At 41.0% G+C, this 16,008-nt stretch carries 16 protein-coding genes; 4 read left to right on the forward strand and 12 right to left on the reverse strand.

The features are described 5' to 3' along the window. Positions 1-11: 11 nt before the first annotated feature. Positions 12-1,349, reverse strand: a complete 1,338-nt coding sequence (gene xylA, locus M2369_RS12870; RefSeq protein ID WP_024718319.1) for a xylose isomerase — start codon at positions 1,347-1,349, stop codon at positions 12-14. 213 nt (positions 1,350-1,562) lie between these two features. Here xylA and xylR point away from each other — a divergent pair, with 213 nt between their 5' ends. After that, positions 1,563-2,723 carry a transcriptional repressor XylR gene (gene xylR / locus M2369_RS12875; RefSeq protein WP_242730546.1) on the forward strand — a complete coding sequence of 387 codons (1,161 nt, stop codon included), beginning with the start codon at positions 1,563-1,565 and terminating at the stop codon, positions 2,721-2,723. A 46-nt stretch (positions 2,724-2,769) separates the two neighbouring features. On the opposite strand, the gene M2369_RS12880 is transcribed toward xylR, so the two are convergent. From M2369_RS12880 to csaA, 3 genes are all read right to left on the reverse strand, one after another. Beyond that, positions 2,770-4,377 carry a glycoside hydrolase family 43 protein gene (locus M2369_RS12880; RefSeq protein WP_135009151.1) on the reverse strand — a complete coding sequence of 536 codons (1,608 nt, stop codon included), beginning with the start codon at positions 4,375-4,377 and terminating at the stop codon, positions 2,770-2,772. A gap of 24 nt (positions 4,378-4,401) precedes the next feature. Continuing rightward, positions 4,402-5,793: a glycoside-pentoside-hexuronide (GPH):cation symporter gene (locus M2369_RS12885; RefSeq protein ID WP_045034982.1), complete on the reverse strand. Its 1,392-nt coding sequence runs from the start codon at positions 5,791-5,793 to the stop codon at positions 4,402-4,404. Between the two features lie 517 nt (positions 5,794-6,310). Next, positions 6,311-6,643, reverse strand: a complete 333-nt coding sequence (csaA, locus tag M2369_RS12890) for a chaperone CsaA (RefSeq protein ID WP_017367427.1) — start codon at positions 6,641-6,643, stop codon at positions 6,311-6,313. 267 nt (positions 6,644-6,910) lie between these two features. Here csaA and M2369_RS12895 point away from each other — a divergent pair, with 267 nt between their 5' ends. Next, positions 6,911-7,390: a hypothetical protein gene (locus M2369_RS12895; protein WP_007500681.1), complete on the forward strand. Its 480-nt coding sequence runs from the start codon at positions 6,911-6,913 to the stop codon at positions 7,388-7,390. Here the strand turns inward: M2369_RS12895 and M2369_RS12900 are convergent. The 7 genes from M2369_RS12900 to M2369_RS12930 all read right to left on the reverse strand — a co-directional run bounded on the left by M2369_RS12900 (position 7,387) and on the right by M2369_RS12930 (position 13,393). Then, entirely contained in the window at positions 7,387-9,012 is a 1,626-nt protein-coding gene (locus tag M2369_RS12900) for a YndJ family protein (protein ID WP_135009152.1), read from the reverse strand. The two genes, M2369_RS12895 and M2369_RS12900, sit on opposite strands and share 4 nt — an antisense overlap. Then, positions 9,005-9,610 carry a DUF4166 domain-containing protein gene (locus M2369_RS12905; protein ID WP_135009153.1) on the reverse strand — a complete coding sequence of 202 codons (606 nt, stop codon included), beginning with the start codon at positions 9,608-9,610 and terminating at the stop codon, positions 9,005-9,007. The genes M2369_RS12900 and M2369_RS12905 overlap by 8 nt, the downstream gene beginning before the upstream one ends. Then, on the reverse strand, positions 9,573-10,454 hold the full coding sequence (locus tag M2369_RS12910; protein ID WP_135009154.1) for a hypothetical protein: 882 nt from the start codon (positions 10,452-10,454) through the stop codon (positions 9,573-9,575). Before M2369_RS12910 ends, M2369_RS12905 begins: the two co-directional genes overlap by 38 nt. Before the next feature lie 151 nt (positions 10,455-10,605). Continuing rightward, complete coding sequence (locus M2369_RS12915; RefSeq protein ID WP_135009155.1) at positions 10,606-11,178, reverse strand: TetR/AcrR family transcriptional regulator; 573 nt, start codon at positions 11,176-11,178, stop codon at positions 10,606-10,608. Positions 11,179-11,181: 3 nt separating this feature from the next. Next, the gene (locus M2369_RS12920) at positions 11,182-11,901 is read right to left on the reverse strand and encodes an MBL fold metallo-hydrolase (protein WP_259254506.1); all 720 of its coding nucleotides are present in this window, start codon (positions 11,899-11,901) and stop codon (positions 11,182-11,184) included. 38 nt (positions 11,902-11,939) lie between these two features. Then, complete coding sequence (locus M2369_RS12925; protein ID WP_046526860.1) at positions 11,940-12,416, reverse strand: GyrI-like domain-containing protein; 477 nt, start codon at positions 12,414-12,416, stop codon at positions 11,940-11,942. A 53-nt stretch (positions 12,417-12,469) separates the two neighbouring features. Next, positions 12,470-13,393, reverse strand: a complete 924-nt coding sequence (locus M2369_RS12930; RefSeq protein WP_058336749.1) for a helix-turn-helix transcriptional regulator — start codon at positions 13,391-13,393, stop codon at positions 12,470-12,472. A gap of 118 nt (positions 13,394-13,511) precedes the next feature. On the opposite strand from M2369_RS12930, the gene M2369_RS12935 reads away from it, so the two are divergent. Then, positions 13,512-14,036, forward strand: a complete 525-nt coding sequence (locus M2369_RS12935; RefSeq protein WP_135009157.1) for a CcdC protein domain-containing protein — start codon at positions 13,512-13,514, stop codon at positions 14,034-14,036. A 35-nt stretch (positions 14,037-14,071) separates the two neighbouring features. On the opposite strand, the gene M2369_RS12940 is transcribed toward M2369_RS12935, so the two are convergent. Beyond that, on the reverse strand, positions 14,072-14,362 hold the full coding sequence (locus tag M2369_RS12940) for an ArsR/SmtB family transcription factor (protein WP_135009778.1): 291 nt from the start codon (positions 14,360-14,362) through the stop codon (positions 14,072-14,074). A gap of 226 nt (positions 14,363-14,588) precedes the next feature. On the opposite strand from M2369_RS12940, the gene M2369_RS12945 reads away from it, so the two are divergent. Beyond that, complete coding sequence (locus M2369_RS12945; protein ID WP_017359483.1) at positions 14,589-15,914, forward strand: APC family permease; 1,326 nt, start codon at positions 14,589-14,591, stop codon at positions 15,912-15,914. Positions 15,915-16,008: the final 94 nt, after the last annotated feature.

The following is a 16,008-nucleotide window of genomic DNA, read 5'->3' on the forward strand; positions in this document are numbered from 1 at the left end:
AGCCCGCTCCATTAATCTTCTAACAAATATTGATTCAATCTGGCTTTCAGCTGTTCCTCTCTGCCAGATTCGTTTCTGATGAGCGGATGTTTCAGTGCATATTCTTCTAATGTATGAAAATTTGCCGTTCCTTCTGAAATCTCCCGTCCAATTCCTTCAGAAAAACTACGGTACCGGTGCTTGATCACATCTTCAAACACACGGTCTTCTATGAGTCTATGAGCCACCCGCAGCCCTTTTGCGAATGCATCCATCCCCGCAATATGGGCATACAGAAGATCTTCCAGTTCAAAGGAGGCTCTTCTGACTTTTGCATCAAAATTGAGACCGCCTGTTCCAAGTCCGCCATTTTGCAAAATTTCATACATGGCGAGTGTTGTGGCATATAAATCCGTTGGGAATTCATCTGTGTCCCAGCCTAGAAGGGAGTTTCCTTGGTTGGCATCAACGGAACCGAGCAGTCCATGAATTCTTGCTACTCGCAGCTCATGCTCAAACGTATGACCCGCTAATGTCGCATGATTGGCCTCGATATTTAATTTAAAGTGTGTATCCAATCCATATTGTTTTAAAAAGGCGATTGATGTCGCTGCATCCGTATCATATTGATGAGTTGTCGGTTCCTTCGGCTTTGGCTCAATTAAAAATTGACCTGTAAATCCGATTTCTTTTGCATAATCGACCGCCATATGCAAAAAGGTCGCCAAATGGTCAAGCTCTCTTTTCATATCTGTATTCAGCAGTGTGTCGTAACCTTCTCGTCCTCCCCAGAAAACATAATTTTCTGCGCCGAGTTCCTTTGCTGTTTCGATGCCCTTTTTCACTTGTGCAGCTGCATAGGCAAATACATCTGCATGACAGGATGTCGCTGCACCGTGAACAAATCTTGGATGCTTAAACATATTAGCCGTGTTCCATAGAAGCCGAACCCCGCTTTGCTGCATGTAATCTTTCATTCTTTCTATGATGATGTCTAACTGCTGATTGGTCTCTTGAAGCGTGTCGCCCTCTGGTGCAATATCACGGTCATGGAATGAAAAATACGGAACATCCAATAGATCAAAGAGCTGAAAAGCCACTTCCAATCTAGCTTTCGCCAAATCCATTCCACTATAAGAATCCCAAGCTCTTTTCATCGTGCCAGTTCCAAACATGTCTGTTCCATCAGCAGTCAGTGTATGCCAATAAGCGACGGAAAATCGCAGGTGGTCTTTCATTGTCTTTCCGCCAATCATTTCGCTCGGATTATAATATTTAAATGCGAATGGGTTCTTTGAATGTTTTCCTTCATATTGAATGTTGCCAATCCCCTGTAAACTACTTAACGAAGTCATATTTGATTTGACCATAAGTGATTCCCCCTATATATTCACTTAGTAAGTTGATTCAACAAATAAACGAACGAGTTTACCAACTAATCTCTTTGAATTTTCCATATTTTTTAGTTTTTTAGAAATATTTTCGTTATAATAAAATGAAAAGCATGTTTTATAGAGAATGAACTCGACAAAAAACGGCTTTTCTTCACTTAATCTAAAGACGAAACAAATGGAGTGGATACAATGGATATTGCGGATCAGAACTTTGTGAAAAAAATAAATCAAAAACTATTGCTAAACGAAATTCTGCACCATGCACCAATTTCCAGAGCAAAATTATCTGAACGCACTGGGTTAAATAAATCGACCGTTTCTTCTCAAGTGAGTACATTAATGAAAGAACATCTTGTTTATGAAATCGGTCAAGGCGAATCTAGTGGCGGAAGAAGACCCGTGCTCCTCATGTTTAATAAACGTGCAGGTTACTCTATTGGCATTGATGTCGGTGTTGATTATGTCAACGGCATTTTAACAGACCTTGAAGGGTCGATTATTCATAATGAGCAGTTTAAGCTCCCATCCAGCACACCTGATGTGACCGTCCGTATTTTAATTGAATTGATTCAGCAGTTACGTTCACACATTCCTTCTTCTCCATACGGGCTGATTGGTATAGGGATTTGTATACCAGGTCTGGTCGATGCAGATGAACAAATTGTGTTTACGCCTCATTCAAAATGGAAAAATGTCGATCTGAAAACAAGTCTCCAAGACACATTTCAAGTACCGGTTTTTATCGAGAATGAAGCAAATGCCGGTGCGTACGGTGAAAAAATCTTCGGTGCTGCTAAACATTATGACCATCTGATCTATGCAAGTATCGGCACTGGTATTGGAATAGGCATCATTATCAATCATCATTTATATAGAGGCACAAACGGTTTTTCTGGTGAAATGGGACATATGACGATCGACTTTAATGGACCGACATGTAGCTGCGGAAATCGTGGTTGCTGGGAACTGTATGCATCTGAGAAGGCACTGTTCCAATCGCTCCAAACAGATGGTCAGCCATTCACCTATCAAGATATTGAGCGGCTGGCGAAGTTAAATGATATGAAGACACTCAATGCCTTGCGTAACTTTGGCTTTTACATTGGGGTAGGTCTCACAAACGTTCTGCATACCTTCAACCCACAAGCCGTTATTTTACGAAACAAGGTCATTGAATCTGAGCAGGCCGTTCTAAGTGTCATTCAAGATGAAGTATCCTCTAGAATGGATGCACAATTCAGCTCACGGGTGGAGCTGCTTCCTTCATCATTAGGACAAAACGCACCAGCCTTAGGGATGACATCTCTTGTCACTGAAGCTTTTTTGCGTGATGTCACGCCTTCACCATAATGGAATACATGTTAAAGAGAGACAGCCTTTAGAGTGTTGTCTTTTTTTATTCAGTTGTTTCTTCGTATCGAAAATACTTAAAATCGGCAGGCAGACGTTCGCCGCTTGTGTCTTGGCACTGCATTCCGACAAAAGCCCCTGTAAAGAACCCCCCTCCTCGAATAAAATCATCTGATAAATGAGTCGATTCAAGCGGTATATCTATTTTTTTCCACTCTTGTTGATCAAAAGAATAAGAATACGTGTACGTCTCTCTCTGAACGGTCACTTTTAAATACACATACGGAATCTCGTCTGGGATGATGATTTTTTTAATTAGCGGCTGAGAAAAGGCCAGATTTTCACACACAGATAACTCAAGGATACGGCCAAGCGCCTCGTCATAAGTCACCTGAAGTGCAGTCCAATTTTCCGTATTATAATAATTCACAAGACCTGCCGCTTGCTGAAAGTTTTTCGGAAAGAAGGAAACCGCTGTCTCTGCTTCAAAATAAAAGCTTTGCCAGCGCCTCGCAACAAACGCTTGGGTAAATTTAGACGTTAAAGATTCCTGCCCATACAGCCTTAAATGATGAGGATTTTCCGTCACTGAACCAATCTGATCCGTAAATGGGATTCTTAATGTTTGAAAATGTCTATTTAACGATGAATCTTTAAATTCATCGACTATGTGATAGGTTGGAGAGAACTCTTTTACGCTCATCGCAGGCGCTTCAACCTCTAGGAGCCCCTCTTTTCCGCCTACCACATACGGCCAGCCATCTTTCCATTCAAGCTTTTGTATGGCTGTCTCTCTTCCTAAAGGGCACCAGCCTCTTTGCTGAAAAATGGATTCCTTCCTTGAATGAATTGGGCGGCCAGTCAGATGAGCCATATACCATTCATTTGTATGCGTTTGTACAATGGAAGCATGCCCGCATTTTTGTAGTGGATGGCTAGGCGCGTGAAAAGCCGTTAAAATTGGGTTGTCAGGATGAACCTCGTACGGCCCATCAATACGCGAGGAACGGGCGATTGTGGCTGCATGTTCGTAACGTGTTCCCCCTTCAGCTGTTAATAAATAATAGACATCATTGATGTAATAAAGATGCGGGGCTTCTGTCAGTTTGATTGGCGTGCCTTTAAAAATGACCTTCCGCTCACCGACCAGTTTTTTTTCAGATACACTATATTCCTGCAAGGCTATACCTGCAAAGGAGTGATGTTTTTCTCGATGGTCCCACAGCATATTCAACACGTATTTCTTTCCGCTTGGATCATGGAACAAGGAAGGATCAAACCCAGAACTATTGAGCCGAACCGGATCGCTCCACTCGCCATCTACTTCGTCAGCTGTGACCAAATAATTATGACCATCCTTAAACGGACCATCTACTACTTTAATATCTGAATAGATGAGCCAAAACTGACCATCCGCATAACTTAAACACGGCGCCCAAACCCCGCCGGAATCAGGATTTCCTTTCATATCGAGTTGAGAAGTTTTTTGCAAGGGACGCGCGGCGAGCCGCCAGTGGACGAGATCCTTCGAGTGATAAATTTGCACCCCCGGGAACCATTCAAATGTAGAAACCGCCATGTAATAGTCCTCTCCCGCACGGCAAATACTTGGGTCAGGGTTAAACCCTTTGAGCACTGGATTGGTAATGTTCATTGAATTTCCTCCTCTTTCAGAGAGCTACATTTTAAAGTCGTCCATATGATCGATATACACCTTGTCTCTATTCTCAAGCTCTCGTACGACTTTTTTATGTTTTTCTTCATCTAGGTTATAAAAATTAATATCAACCATCGCTAAAATTAGTAAGCATACAGGAATCACCGTTGTCGTGATTAAAATGCCCAGTAAAGCTTCTGGTGTTTGCACTTGATTTGCAATATAACCAAATCGGTCAAGGACAAGCCCTGGAACGATGCCGCCTAAGGCCATCCCAAATTTAAAGAAGAAGCCAATCACTGCGTAGATCAGTCCACCCATTCTTTTCCCTGTTTTATATTCACCATATTCAACGGTTTCAGGAATGAGTGCCCACATGTAAGCACCTGCTGTAATACTCCCTGCAGCCGCAACGAGCCTGAAAACAAGTATTAAAGTGATTTGACTCGGCGGGATCACAAGTAATGCAAGAAGGCCAACAATATTCAGCAATAATGAATAATTCAGCAGCTTTTTCTTTCCTAACAACTTGTGCAGCTTAGGAATAAACGGCAACACCATTAAAGCTGGCAGACTGCCAATCAGGCCGTACCACTTCACTAAATCTTCTCTGCCGAGGTTATACGTCACATAATAGATACCGACTGAGTTGCTGATCGAGTTCACACCAAAGATAATGATAAAGAAAATGCTTAACACAACAAGCGGACGATTCACTCGTAACTGGACAAAGAGATCACTGAACTTGATCTTTTCCTCTGGCTTTTGAAGCGTGACGCGCTCATTCGTACTTTTAAAACAGAAAATCAATAATCCGCCCCCAAGTACACCGAGAAATGCCATCGTGATCTGCCAGCCAAGTGCTGTATTTCCTGTTGTATCACCCAAAAACGTCGCAAGAAACGGAACAAAAAAAGCAACAACTAAACCACCGAGATTTGCAAAAAGCATACGAACAGACGTAATACTGACGACCTCTTGGTTATTTCTTGTCATTGCGGAAGTTAAAGCACCATAAGGAACATTGATGAACGTGTATGTAAGCGATAAACCAACATACGTGATGTACGCATAAATGAGTTTTCCCATTTCGGAAAAATCCGGTGTCGTAAAACAAAGAATGGCAAGAACGGCAAAAGGTAACGCACCAAATAACAAATAAGGTCTAAACCGGCCAAAACGGCTGTTCGTTCGGTCAACCATCGCCCCAATAAACGGATCTGCAAGCGCATCGATGGCCCGAACCACCAAAAACATTGTCCCTGCTGCTGCTGCTGATAATCCATAGACATCCGTATAAAAAAATAATAGATACGTAGAGACAGTTGCATAAATTAAATTACATGCGAAATCTCCTGAAGCATACCCCACTTTTTCAGACATACGAATCTTCTTTAAATTCTCACTCACCATGAGTTTTCTCCCTTCTTCACTTAGCCTCTTCTAACGGACAGATGGTGCAGGGCAGCAGCAATCAATAGGTCGAAAATAAAGCGCTTTCAATTCGTTGTAAAAATGAAGCTGAACATCTCTTTCTTTCAGCTTAGCCCACATAGCAGCAAATCATTCGCTTTACACAATAGATCAATAGATGATCGACATCTTAGTTTATCGATTAAACAAACTAAGATGAATTCATTTTATAAAATATGATCTGACTTTTCAATATTTTTTGAAAAAATAATCCAAATAATTGATTTCTTGTCATTTTTTCTATGATATGAGGATATGAACCTTCTTTTTTTCTTCCAAAAACAAAGAGAACTCAAATAATGGTTGCATTCATACCAATCCCATGCTATATTAATCAAGCGATGAGCTGAATTGTGTAAGTCGGGTAACACGTCTCTTTGAGACACACACGAATGTGGCGTGTGGTTATTCCGCCTCAATACGCAAAAGACATCTTCTGATGAAGATGTCTTTTTTCTTACCCTATTTTGGTGCCATTTTCAACCGGCTCATCGGTGGCAAGCAGGACAACGTCTTCTTTTGACGGCATGCCTCCTAAGACAAGCACCTCTGATTTAAACCCGGCAATTCTTCTTGGCGGGAAATTGACCACTGCAATAATTTGTTTCCCAGTGAGATTCTCAGCCTGATAACGTTTTGTCAGCTGTGCACTAGATTGTTTTATGCCAATCTCATCCCCAAAGTCAATCTTCAGCTTGAAAGCAGGCACTCTTGCTTCTGCAAAAAATTCTGCTTCTACTATCGTCCCAACGCGAATGTCTAACGCTAAAAACTGTTCAATATCTGCCATTAGAATCTCTCTCCCTTTCAATCTTTCATAAAAAAGGTCACATTTTTCTTCTGCTAGATGACCACTTGTCTTCCACTAATTTCTTTATTGTAGCACACCCTACTCTTCTAAAAGAAAGGGTTAAAAAGCCTATTCATTGAAAATCCTTTCTAGTTTACATAATGATTTTATAGTAGTCTATTAAATATTTGCATCATGAAAATGAATTCGGTAAAATGGCAAATAATCCTACTGCTTCCTCTCGAATATTTCAGGGAGGGTTAACACTTGTTTACATTATCAGATATGTGGACGTTTTGCTGGTCGTTTTTCGTCATTCTTCCTATCGTTGCCATCTTGCATCAGCTGGGTCACATTGTAGTCGCCTGGCTGTTTGGAGCAAAGGTTTCGTTTGCGCTTGGCAGAGGCAAAAAAGTATTGAAAATAGGCGTCGTTGAAATTAGAAGAATCTATTTTCTAGATGCATTTTGCCACTATGAAGAAATGAGGAGAAATAACCGTTTCTCACACATTCTTGTCTACTTAGGCGGATCATTATGCAACCTGCTCAGTGTTCTCATATTGAACACAATGATCGCCAACGATTTCCTGCCAGAACATCAATTTTTCTATCAATTTGCTTACTTCTCAGTCTACTATGTATTTTTTGCTTTACTGCCAGTACAGTATGCAGATCATCATCCGAGTGATGGGCAAGCGATTGTGAACATCATTCGGCACGGTGAACCATGTGACATCATTGATTAAGATGAGTGGCTTTCACTGTCGATTTGATACTGAATCGTTAAAAAAGGAATACCGAATAGCTTCATTTGATGAATTGCTGTGAGACTTTTTTCCGTCTCCGGTTTCATATGAAAGCTTTCTTCCATTGGCAGTTTCATGGTGATGAAAGACGTATGCAAATACAATCCTTCATCACCCGTACTGCCTTTTGGACTTTTACTTTTTAATAGAAAATCTTCCTTTTCATTCAAAGGTTTTAAAATAGCCGTAAGCTGTGAAAAAGGAAGCGGCAAAGCAATATTCATATAGACTGTCTCTTCATCATGGTGCTGAGCATAGAGCGCATAAAAGACTTGCTCGCCTTTCTCATTGCGCCTGATCCACACACGTACATTCTTCCTTTCTTCAAGAGGATGTTGAAATCTTGAAAGACTCCCCGGCATTTCATATGGCATTCGTGATGACCCTAAATAGAGCTGTCCTATTTGTCTAAAAACAGGTTGAAGCAAAAAGACAAACGGCCTTACCCACCAATGAAAACAGACGGCTGCTTTTAACGTAAAGGACATCGGGTCCTCATAAAATCTGCGAATAACCGGTGACACACTCTCTGCTGAAAATGCCTTTCCATTTAATTGGTCAAGAGATTCGACTAAACCAATCTTCTCATCATGCTGCATGTCGTCATGTTGAAAAGACATGATCTGAAAACGACCGTGAACTCTCGATACCGGAAAATCCTTCTGTTTCAATCGATCAGCTGGTCTTTCAATCAACCATCCAATGAGGCCTGGTAAAATAACCAAACTTGCATTGATACTGCCATGAAACCAAATCATTTGATCCATGCTGATGTAGGTAACATGTAAAAGCATTCCGGCAGAATAAAGGAATGATAGGACGATCGTTCCCATTAACATGATGCTAGAAAACACAACAAACCCTTTTGCGACAGTTGAACGAAAAGAAGTTTTCATACACAAAATTCCATACAAATAAAGTGCGATCACATACAAAATGACGCTGAACGTATCAAACAGGCGAGAATAGCTGATTCCAACAGCTATCATCACTGGCGACAGTAAAATAACCCAGCCACCCACTTTGTATAGCGTCGTCTCTTTTTTCCGCTGCCTTCCTAATAAGCCATAAAAGATTGGGATAAAAAAAGCCGAATAATGAAAATGAATAGCTGTCAAAAGAACAATCATCGGTGAAAATGTCATCACTTGTATATCTGCTATGTACAGCCAGAACCAAAGCCCACCTAGAGCGATATACATACATGCGCCATCGATCATCAGCTCATGAAGCGGATGAGCCCCTCTTTTCAGCAAACGGGTGAAACCAAATAAAGCCAGAATCATTGTAAAGAAAAGCCATCCCAATGCAAGCCAAAGAGAATGATAGATGAATGCGCCTGTTGCACATAGAGCTGCTACTGGAAAGGCTTTCATTATGAAGCCGATCAGCCCCTTCTGCTGCCGTTTCTTCTCTTCCTGATAAAAAAAGTGTAAGAAAGCGGGAAGAAAAAATAAAATCGCGATGAGAACAAAAAATTCTGGTATGGGAGCTGTCGTCAAACGGGTAACGAGAAAGCAGGACATCAACACGATGCTACACATCAAATGCCATTTATTCATAAGGTGACACCCTTTCCGTAAACCGGCCCTTATAAGTAAAAAGAGTGCCAAAAAGGCGATTTTTCACTTGAACATCAATCGTATACTCACCTGCACGCTCGTCGTACCCTTCTGTTACATCAGATTCACCGTAAAGCCAAGAAGGCAGTGGCCACTCCCGCCCAAACAGCAAAAACTTTTGCTTACCTGATTGAATGTGCAAGAACCCTTTTTCCGTGACTGTAAAATGAAGCTCTGACACAAGAAGCCTAGGTTTTCCAAAGTAGTCCAGTACTTGATGGCTCTTCTGATCAATGATCATATCTGCATCAAAATGTCTTTCCTTGTCAGGAAAATAGAACGTTCGAAACCAGTGCATCCCTTCTTCTCCCTTACTTGTCGTAAAAGGCTTGTTCACAATTTGGAAGGGAATATTTCGCCCTCTTTCAGGAAAAAAACAGCGAAACAATGGGCCGATTTTGAATAACAATCGGATGAGCTTTGTCCCGCCTCCTATTTCCTCCATGATGCCTTCGGCCGTAAACGCGCGGTTATAACGTTCTTTTAATGTTGGATGCAGCTTATCGTAGTCCTTTACTTGATGATGATGAACGACCATGTCTACCTCCCCTTTTTCGTTTGATCGAAAACACATCTACACAATCTTTTAAGTTGATCATTCCTGCAACAGATAAAATCAAAAATGCACTCAGCACCAGCGGCTCGTGCAGAGTCGTTTCTGGCGATAAAATCCCTATACTAAGCATCAGCAACAGAAAGATGCTTTGAAGGATGAATATATATTTCTTTGGCAGTTTAGGCATGAGCCATGATACACCTAATAGCGCATAAAACAATCGAAATCCGGTGCTATGTTCAAAAGCAGAAGGTGAAAAAGGAATGATCGCTTGACATAACCAGACGATAGCAAACAACAAACAAATGCCATAATGGGCAAGTGTTCTCTCTAGCAGCAACCGGGGATGCGTGCCCTTTTCAAGCCACGTCTTTAATGCGCCAAAGCTAAAGGCAGTCATAAACCCCATCATTGGTCGAAAAAACAAACGGTCTGCCCATTTCCACCCTTTTCCTTCCTTTGTTTCATAATCAAATTGCGTTTGAAACACAATGTGATCATTCGTTTTCATGTATTTCCAATACCCTCCGCCTTCTTTGATGAAAGACAAGGGGTGTGATGATTTAAATTGAAGTGAGGATGCTCTTTCATGACGCTCATCCTTCACGCTCGTTCGATACGCTCCTGTCCCAGTTACACTAATGCCGAATCCAAGGTGTTTCTCATACAAAAAGGATTGGGGCTGTTCATCACTAGGTCCATTTAATGAAATGGTCGAAAATCGCAAATCCCATTGTTCATGAAGCTTTGGATTTTGCGTATACTCCCATACTTTTTCAATAGGTGCTTGAATGGTTGTTTCCACATAAACAGGCTTTCTTTTCATCTGCCTCTACTCCTCTATGTGAATTATTTCACATAATAAGCATACCATGTTTCACAAAACTGTCAAATCTTTATTGGTTTTTTGCCCAAAAAATGTTTTGATTTGTTTACATCTCCTTCATCATATCGGTTCGATACATAAAAAAGACCTGTCAATAAGACAGATCTTCTTGCTCTTTGATGCCTGCAATATAAAGACGGACCGCATAGCTCACACTATCTTCAAGCTGTTCTTTCCGTTGAAATCCTTTTTTGTTTGAAATATCTCCAAAACCGTGCAGTAAGCTTCTAAGCCCTCTGACGACATGCGTCATGTCCTCTTCTTTTACACCAAAACGAGACATGATGGATTGGACAAAATCAGCAAGATTCTCTGCAGCCACACTGACTTCTTTTTCATTCATATGTGAAAAAGCAGCCTCATAAAGACCGGGATGCTGACGAACAAATTGAACATATTGTCTTGCAAATGCTAAAACAGCGTCTTCTTTTTCCAGCCCCGCTGTTACTTGTTTGCCGGCCTCACAAAGCATTGTCAGCCCCTTGACAGCAAGAGCTGCCTGTATTTCATGAAGACCGGATATATGGTTGTAAAGAGATGGTGGTCTGATGTTAAGCCGTTTGGACAATGTAGCAATAGTCAAAGCGGAAAAGCCCTCTTCATCGACAAATTCGATGGCAGATTCAACAATTTTTTCTTGTGTGATACCCATTCTTGGAGACATGGCTTACTGTCCCCCCTTTTGTAGCTGCTGCTTCCTTTTTTCGATAGCGGCTCTGAGCTTTGCCTCAGGCTCTATGATGAGATCACCATGCCCTGCTGCGAGACAAGACAAGGGAAGTGCCAGTAATTTTTCAGCGCTTTTTAGTGCTGTTTCTGCATCCCAAGTGGCAAAAGCCGGGAATGGGAAGGTGAAGCGAAACTCACCCGTTACAAATAAACCGCCTTTTGTCACAACTGCATCACCCGCAATGACAACCCCTGACTTTTCATCGTATAAAGAGATGCTTCCTGGTGTATGTCCTGGTGTGGTAATGACTTTCAGGGACCCAATCTCGTCCCCTTCTTCAACAAGCACGTCTGGTTTTGTGTGAATGTCTTTTGAAAAACTGCCTTTGACTTTTTTCTCTGGCTCACCAGGAAGTAAAGAGAAATCGCCAGCAAACAGGCGAGCATCTCGTTTCGATAAATAAACAACTGCCTCTGGAAAAGCCTTTTTCACTTCATCTAGTGCGCCAATATGATCCATATGACTATGAGTCAGAATAATTTTTTTAATGGGTTTGTTTAATTGATGTGCAAATTCAATTATCGAGCTTGCTGCCATTTTCAAAGCTGCATCAATTAAGATGAGTTCATTCTCTTCCTCAAATACATAACAATTTACCGGAAAAATACGCGGCATTAATGTAAGCTGGTGCAAACGGTCAAATGTTGTCAATCTCATCTTGTTTTCCCCCTAAAACTAATGTCGTTAGTTTTATATTAACTAATATCATTAGTTTTAGCAACTATTTTTTCATCGACAGCAATATAAATATCAATTTGCGCTTCTTTTGGATCAATCGATCGTTCGTCGTACCATTCAAAATCGCCAGTATATGTTCGCAAATAACGCTGATCCCAACTCCAAATCTGCTGCCATGTTTCAAACACAACCTCTTCAATCGGGCCCTTTCTCGTTTGAAATCTTGCGTAGGTGGAGCCTGGAATCTCTTTTGCATCTTGTGCTAGCTGCTGGTCAACCAATTGCCCCGCTGTGAACAAATAAGCACCATTTTCATCCTTTTCATAATCTGAATACAGCCCTATGACTGGCGCATGTCCTCCGCGAAGCTGCTGCGTGAAAAATTGCTGCCAAAGCGGTGCAATCTTCCGCTCGTTTGTTTGCTCCATTTCGTTTGTTGTTCGAACAGATAATCCCTTGATCCATTGTTTCTGTAAAATCACGATATCGTACATACATTCTCATCTCCTTTTTTCCATCATATAAAAAGAAACCTGACAACATTGTGTCAAGTTCCTTTTGGTTTTTGAAATTGTTTCAACTTGAGATCAAACGCTTCCCGAACGGATGGCGGAGAGACAATCTCGATATCTGGCCCTAAATAAAAAAGAAAGCTATATAACCAATCATCCTGAGGCAACGTGATTGTGGCAAGATACGTACCATCTGCACATACGGTGAATTCATTTTCATCTATCCATTCCTTCACTTTACCAACAGAATCTTCAGTCAACCTGAGCGTTAGTGTACTGACGGAAGGTTCTTCGTGCCAAGAATCATTCCAAGGCTTTTCTTCATTTTTTATTCGTTTAGAAAGAAAGGATACTGAATGCGTGATAAGGTCTGACATTCTTTTGAGTTTAAACAGGCGAAACGCTTTTTTCACGCAGCAATACGCATACAAATACCAGTGTCTTCCTTTTAAGACAAGTGTATAAGGCTCTACTTTTCTAGGAAGTGTTTCGCCTTTTGCATTGCGGTAGGTGAACTGGATATATTGATGCGCTGAGGCAGCGGTATGAATGAGCTGGAGCTTCTTTTCTAAGTAGCTGTCTTTCCCCCAAGAGCTTAAATCAATAAATACATGTTGCTGTTTTTCATTTTGAGACGGAATCAGGGATTTCATTTTCTTTAGTACATGTTCACTTTCTTTAAAGGTGTATGCACTCGTAATGCTTTCAAGAGCTGTTAAAATCAGTTCAATATCATCATCGGTGAATAATTTTTTCTCTAGACGATAGTCGTCAACGAGTGAAATTCCACCCCCTGCGCCTTGTTTTGTGACAACTGGAATCCCCGCTTGATTAATCGTATCAATGTCACGGTATATGGTTCTTACGCTCACTTCATGTAGTTCAGCGAGGTCTTTCGCCTGTACTTGCCGTTTGCTAATCAGTATCATCACAATGGACAAAATGCGATCAATTTTCATGACTTTTCCTCTTTTTCATAAATATAGGTTTTGATTTGATAAAAAAAGAAAGAATGGTAATGATAAGTAACAGCCAGCATTCGTTTACATCCCTGCCTGTGCAGGAGGAGGTTGCATCATGACACATTACGTATGGCAGTTGTTCATGATCGGGATCGTCATGCTCGTCTGGATCATCATTCGAATGAATCGAATGAGACGCTATCAGCTTGTGCGCCCGGTAAATCTTTTCATGAGAATGTATGTATTTAGTCTGACTGCCCTTATTCTCTTATCAGAAGGATGGCAAAATCACAGTATTTTTATCTATGCCGTCATTGGCATGATCTTCGGGAGCAGTCTCGCCGTTCACGCCTATCAGACGATTCAGATGAAATTAGAAAATGGCCGGCTGTATATGAAAACAAGTAAATGGATTGAAAGCTTTATTTTATGTTTGTTTTTATCTAGGCTTGCATTTAAATCGGTCAATCTGACAACACATGCGATCACCAAAATGGATATCGTTGAATTGTATCAGCATATTGTCAGCGATGATGCGCTGACAATACTCAGCTTTTTCCTTCTAGCGGCTTACTATATTGTGTTTTCTTATCAAATGATGAAAGCAAATAAACGATCAACCCAAGTACATCATGCATAAAAAACCTTCCTATATAAAAGTAGGAAGGTTTTTTCTCAATCATGCTGTGCATGGTGTATCATTTGTTCAAGCACTTCCATCACATGCTGATCTTCAGGACTGTAAAAAATCGAGGTCCCTGCTCGTCTAGATTTCACGAGACGAAGATTTTTTAAAAAGCGCAGCTGATGAGATACGGTTGATTGCATAAGGTTTAGTGTTTCTGCTATATCATTTACTGAATGTTCACCTTGAGACAGCAAATGCAGAATACGAATACGCGTCGGATCAGATAAGGCTTTAAATGTTTGGGAGACAAGAAATAGACTTTCTTCGTCCAGCTCCATCCGTTCCTGTTCTTGATTTGTATTCAGTTCTTCCTTCAATTCGCTTCACCTTTCTTGTCAGTCAACTCACGACTTATTCTATGTATCATCATATACCAAAACGTGTAGCATGCAAAGCTTCCACACCTTTTGAAAAAAGATTTATTCAAATAGCATTGACACGTGGTAGCATTCTTTTTAAAATGAGCATTATTTATTCATTTTTTTAGAGGAGCTGATAGGCAAATTGACTGAAGAGCCAAGACTAAAACGCAGCCTGACTGTTTTTCCACTTGTTGTGATCGGGCTTGCTTATATGGACCCACTTGTCGTATTTGATTCATACGGCATTGTTGCTCAGCTGACGAAAGGACACGTTGCTGCAGCTTATATCTTTACTTTACTGGCATTACTATTGACAGCGCTTAGCTATGGGAATATGGTGAAGGCTTTTCCAAAAGCAGGATCTGCATATACATACGCGCAAAAAAGTATTCATCCTCACGTCGGTTTCCTTGTAGGCTGGACACTATTGCTGGACTATTTATTTTTGCCTATGGTGAATTTTGCAATCGGAAGTGCATATTTAACCGCAGCCTTTCCTGATGTACCTCATTACATTTGGATCATCATACTTGCTATCGCCATAACGACTGTCAATGTGATCGGTATACGTCTTACAGCCAACATTACAGCGCTATTTGTGACCTTTCAGGTGATTGTCGCTGTGACATTTGTTGGGTTTATTATTTATGGGCTCACGCAGCATGCAGGCACGGGAGAGATACTGTCAACCCGTCCTTTTTATTCAGCGAGCTTAGATCCCGCCCTTATTTTTTCCGGCGCGACGATTTTATGTTTTTCTTTTCTAGGATTTGATGCGATTTCGACCATGTCTGAGGAAACAATTAAACCAAAAAGAACGATTCCTCTCGCCATATTTTTAACGGTCGCTATTGGAGGTGTGCTGTTTACCCTCACCTCTTATTTTTTACAGCAGGTGTTTCCAAATTTTCAACAGTTCAAGCATCCAGATGCGGCATCACTTGAAATTGCAGAATTTGTGGGCGGCGCGTTTCTCCACTCATTCTTTTTAGCCGGCACCATGGTCGCTGTCATCTCTTCCTCCCTATCATCACATGCGAGTGCCGCAAGACTCTTGTATGCGATGGGAAGAGATCAATCATTACCAAAGCGTTTCTTCGGTTATATTCACCCAACATTGAAAACGCCTGTATTTAATATTTTATTAATTGGTGTTTTTTCGTTAACCGCAGTTGTTGGTGAGCTTGAGGTCATTTACTCGTTTATCAGCTTCGGGGCATTAATTGGATTTACGTTTGTTAACTTGTCTGTTTTCGCTTACTATTTCATCAAACAAAAACAAAGAGGTGTATTAAACACACTGAGGTATGCCATCATCCCTCTTTGCGGAACGGCTTTTTGTATTTGGCTCTTAACAAGCATCAGTACAAATGCATTAATCATCGGCATGGTGTGGCTCATGATCGGTTTTGTTTATTTCTGCTATAGACTGAAAACAAGAACAGAATTTACGTTTGGCTATGATTGAATATAAGGTTTTCACTTGGTATCCTGTGCAGGATATGGCATAATATAAAGGCTGTACTTCCCTTTTAAAAGCGGGGCAAAACAGGGGTGAACTG

The sequence above is a fragment of the Bacillus sp. JUb11 genome (assembly GCF_024807925.1).
GTDB lineage: Bacteria > Bacillota > Bacilli > Bacillales > Bacillaceae > Bacillus > Bacillus altitudinis.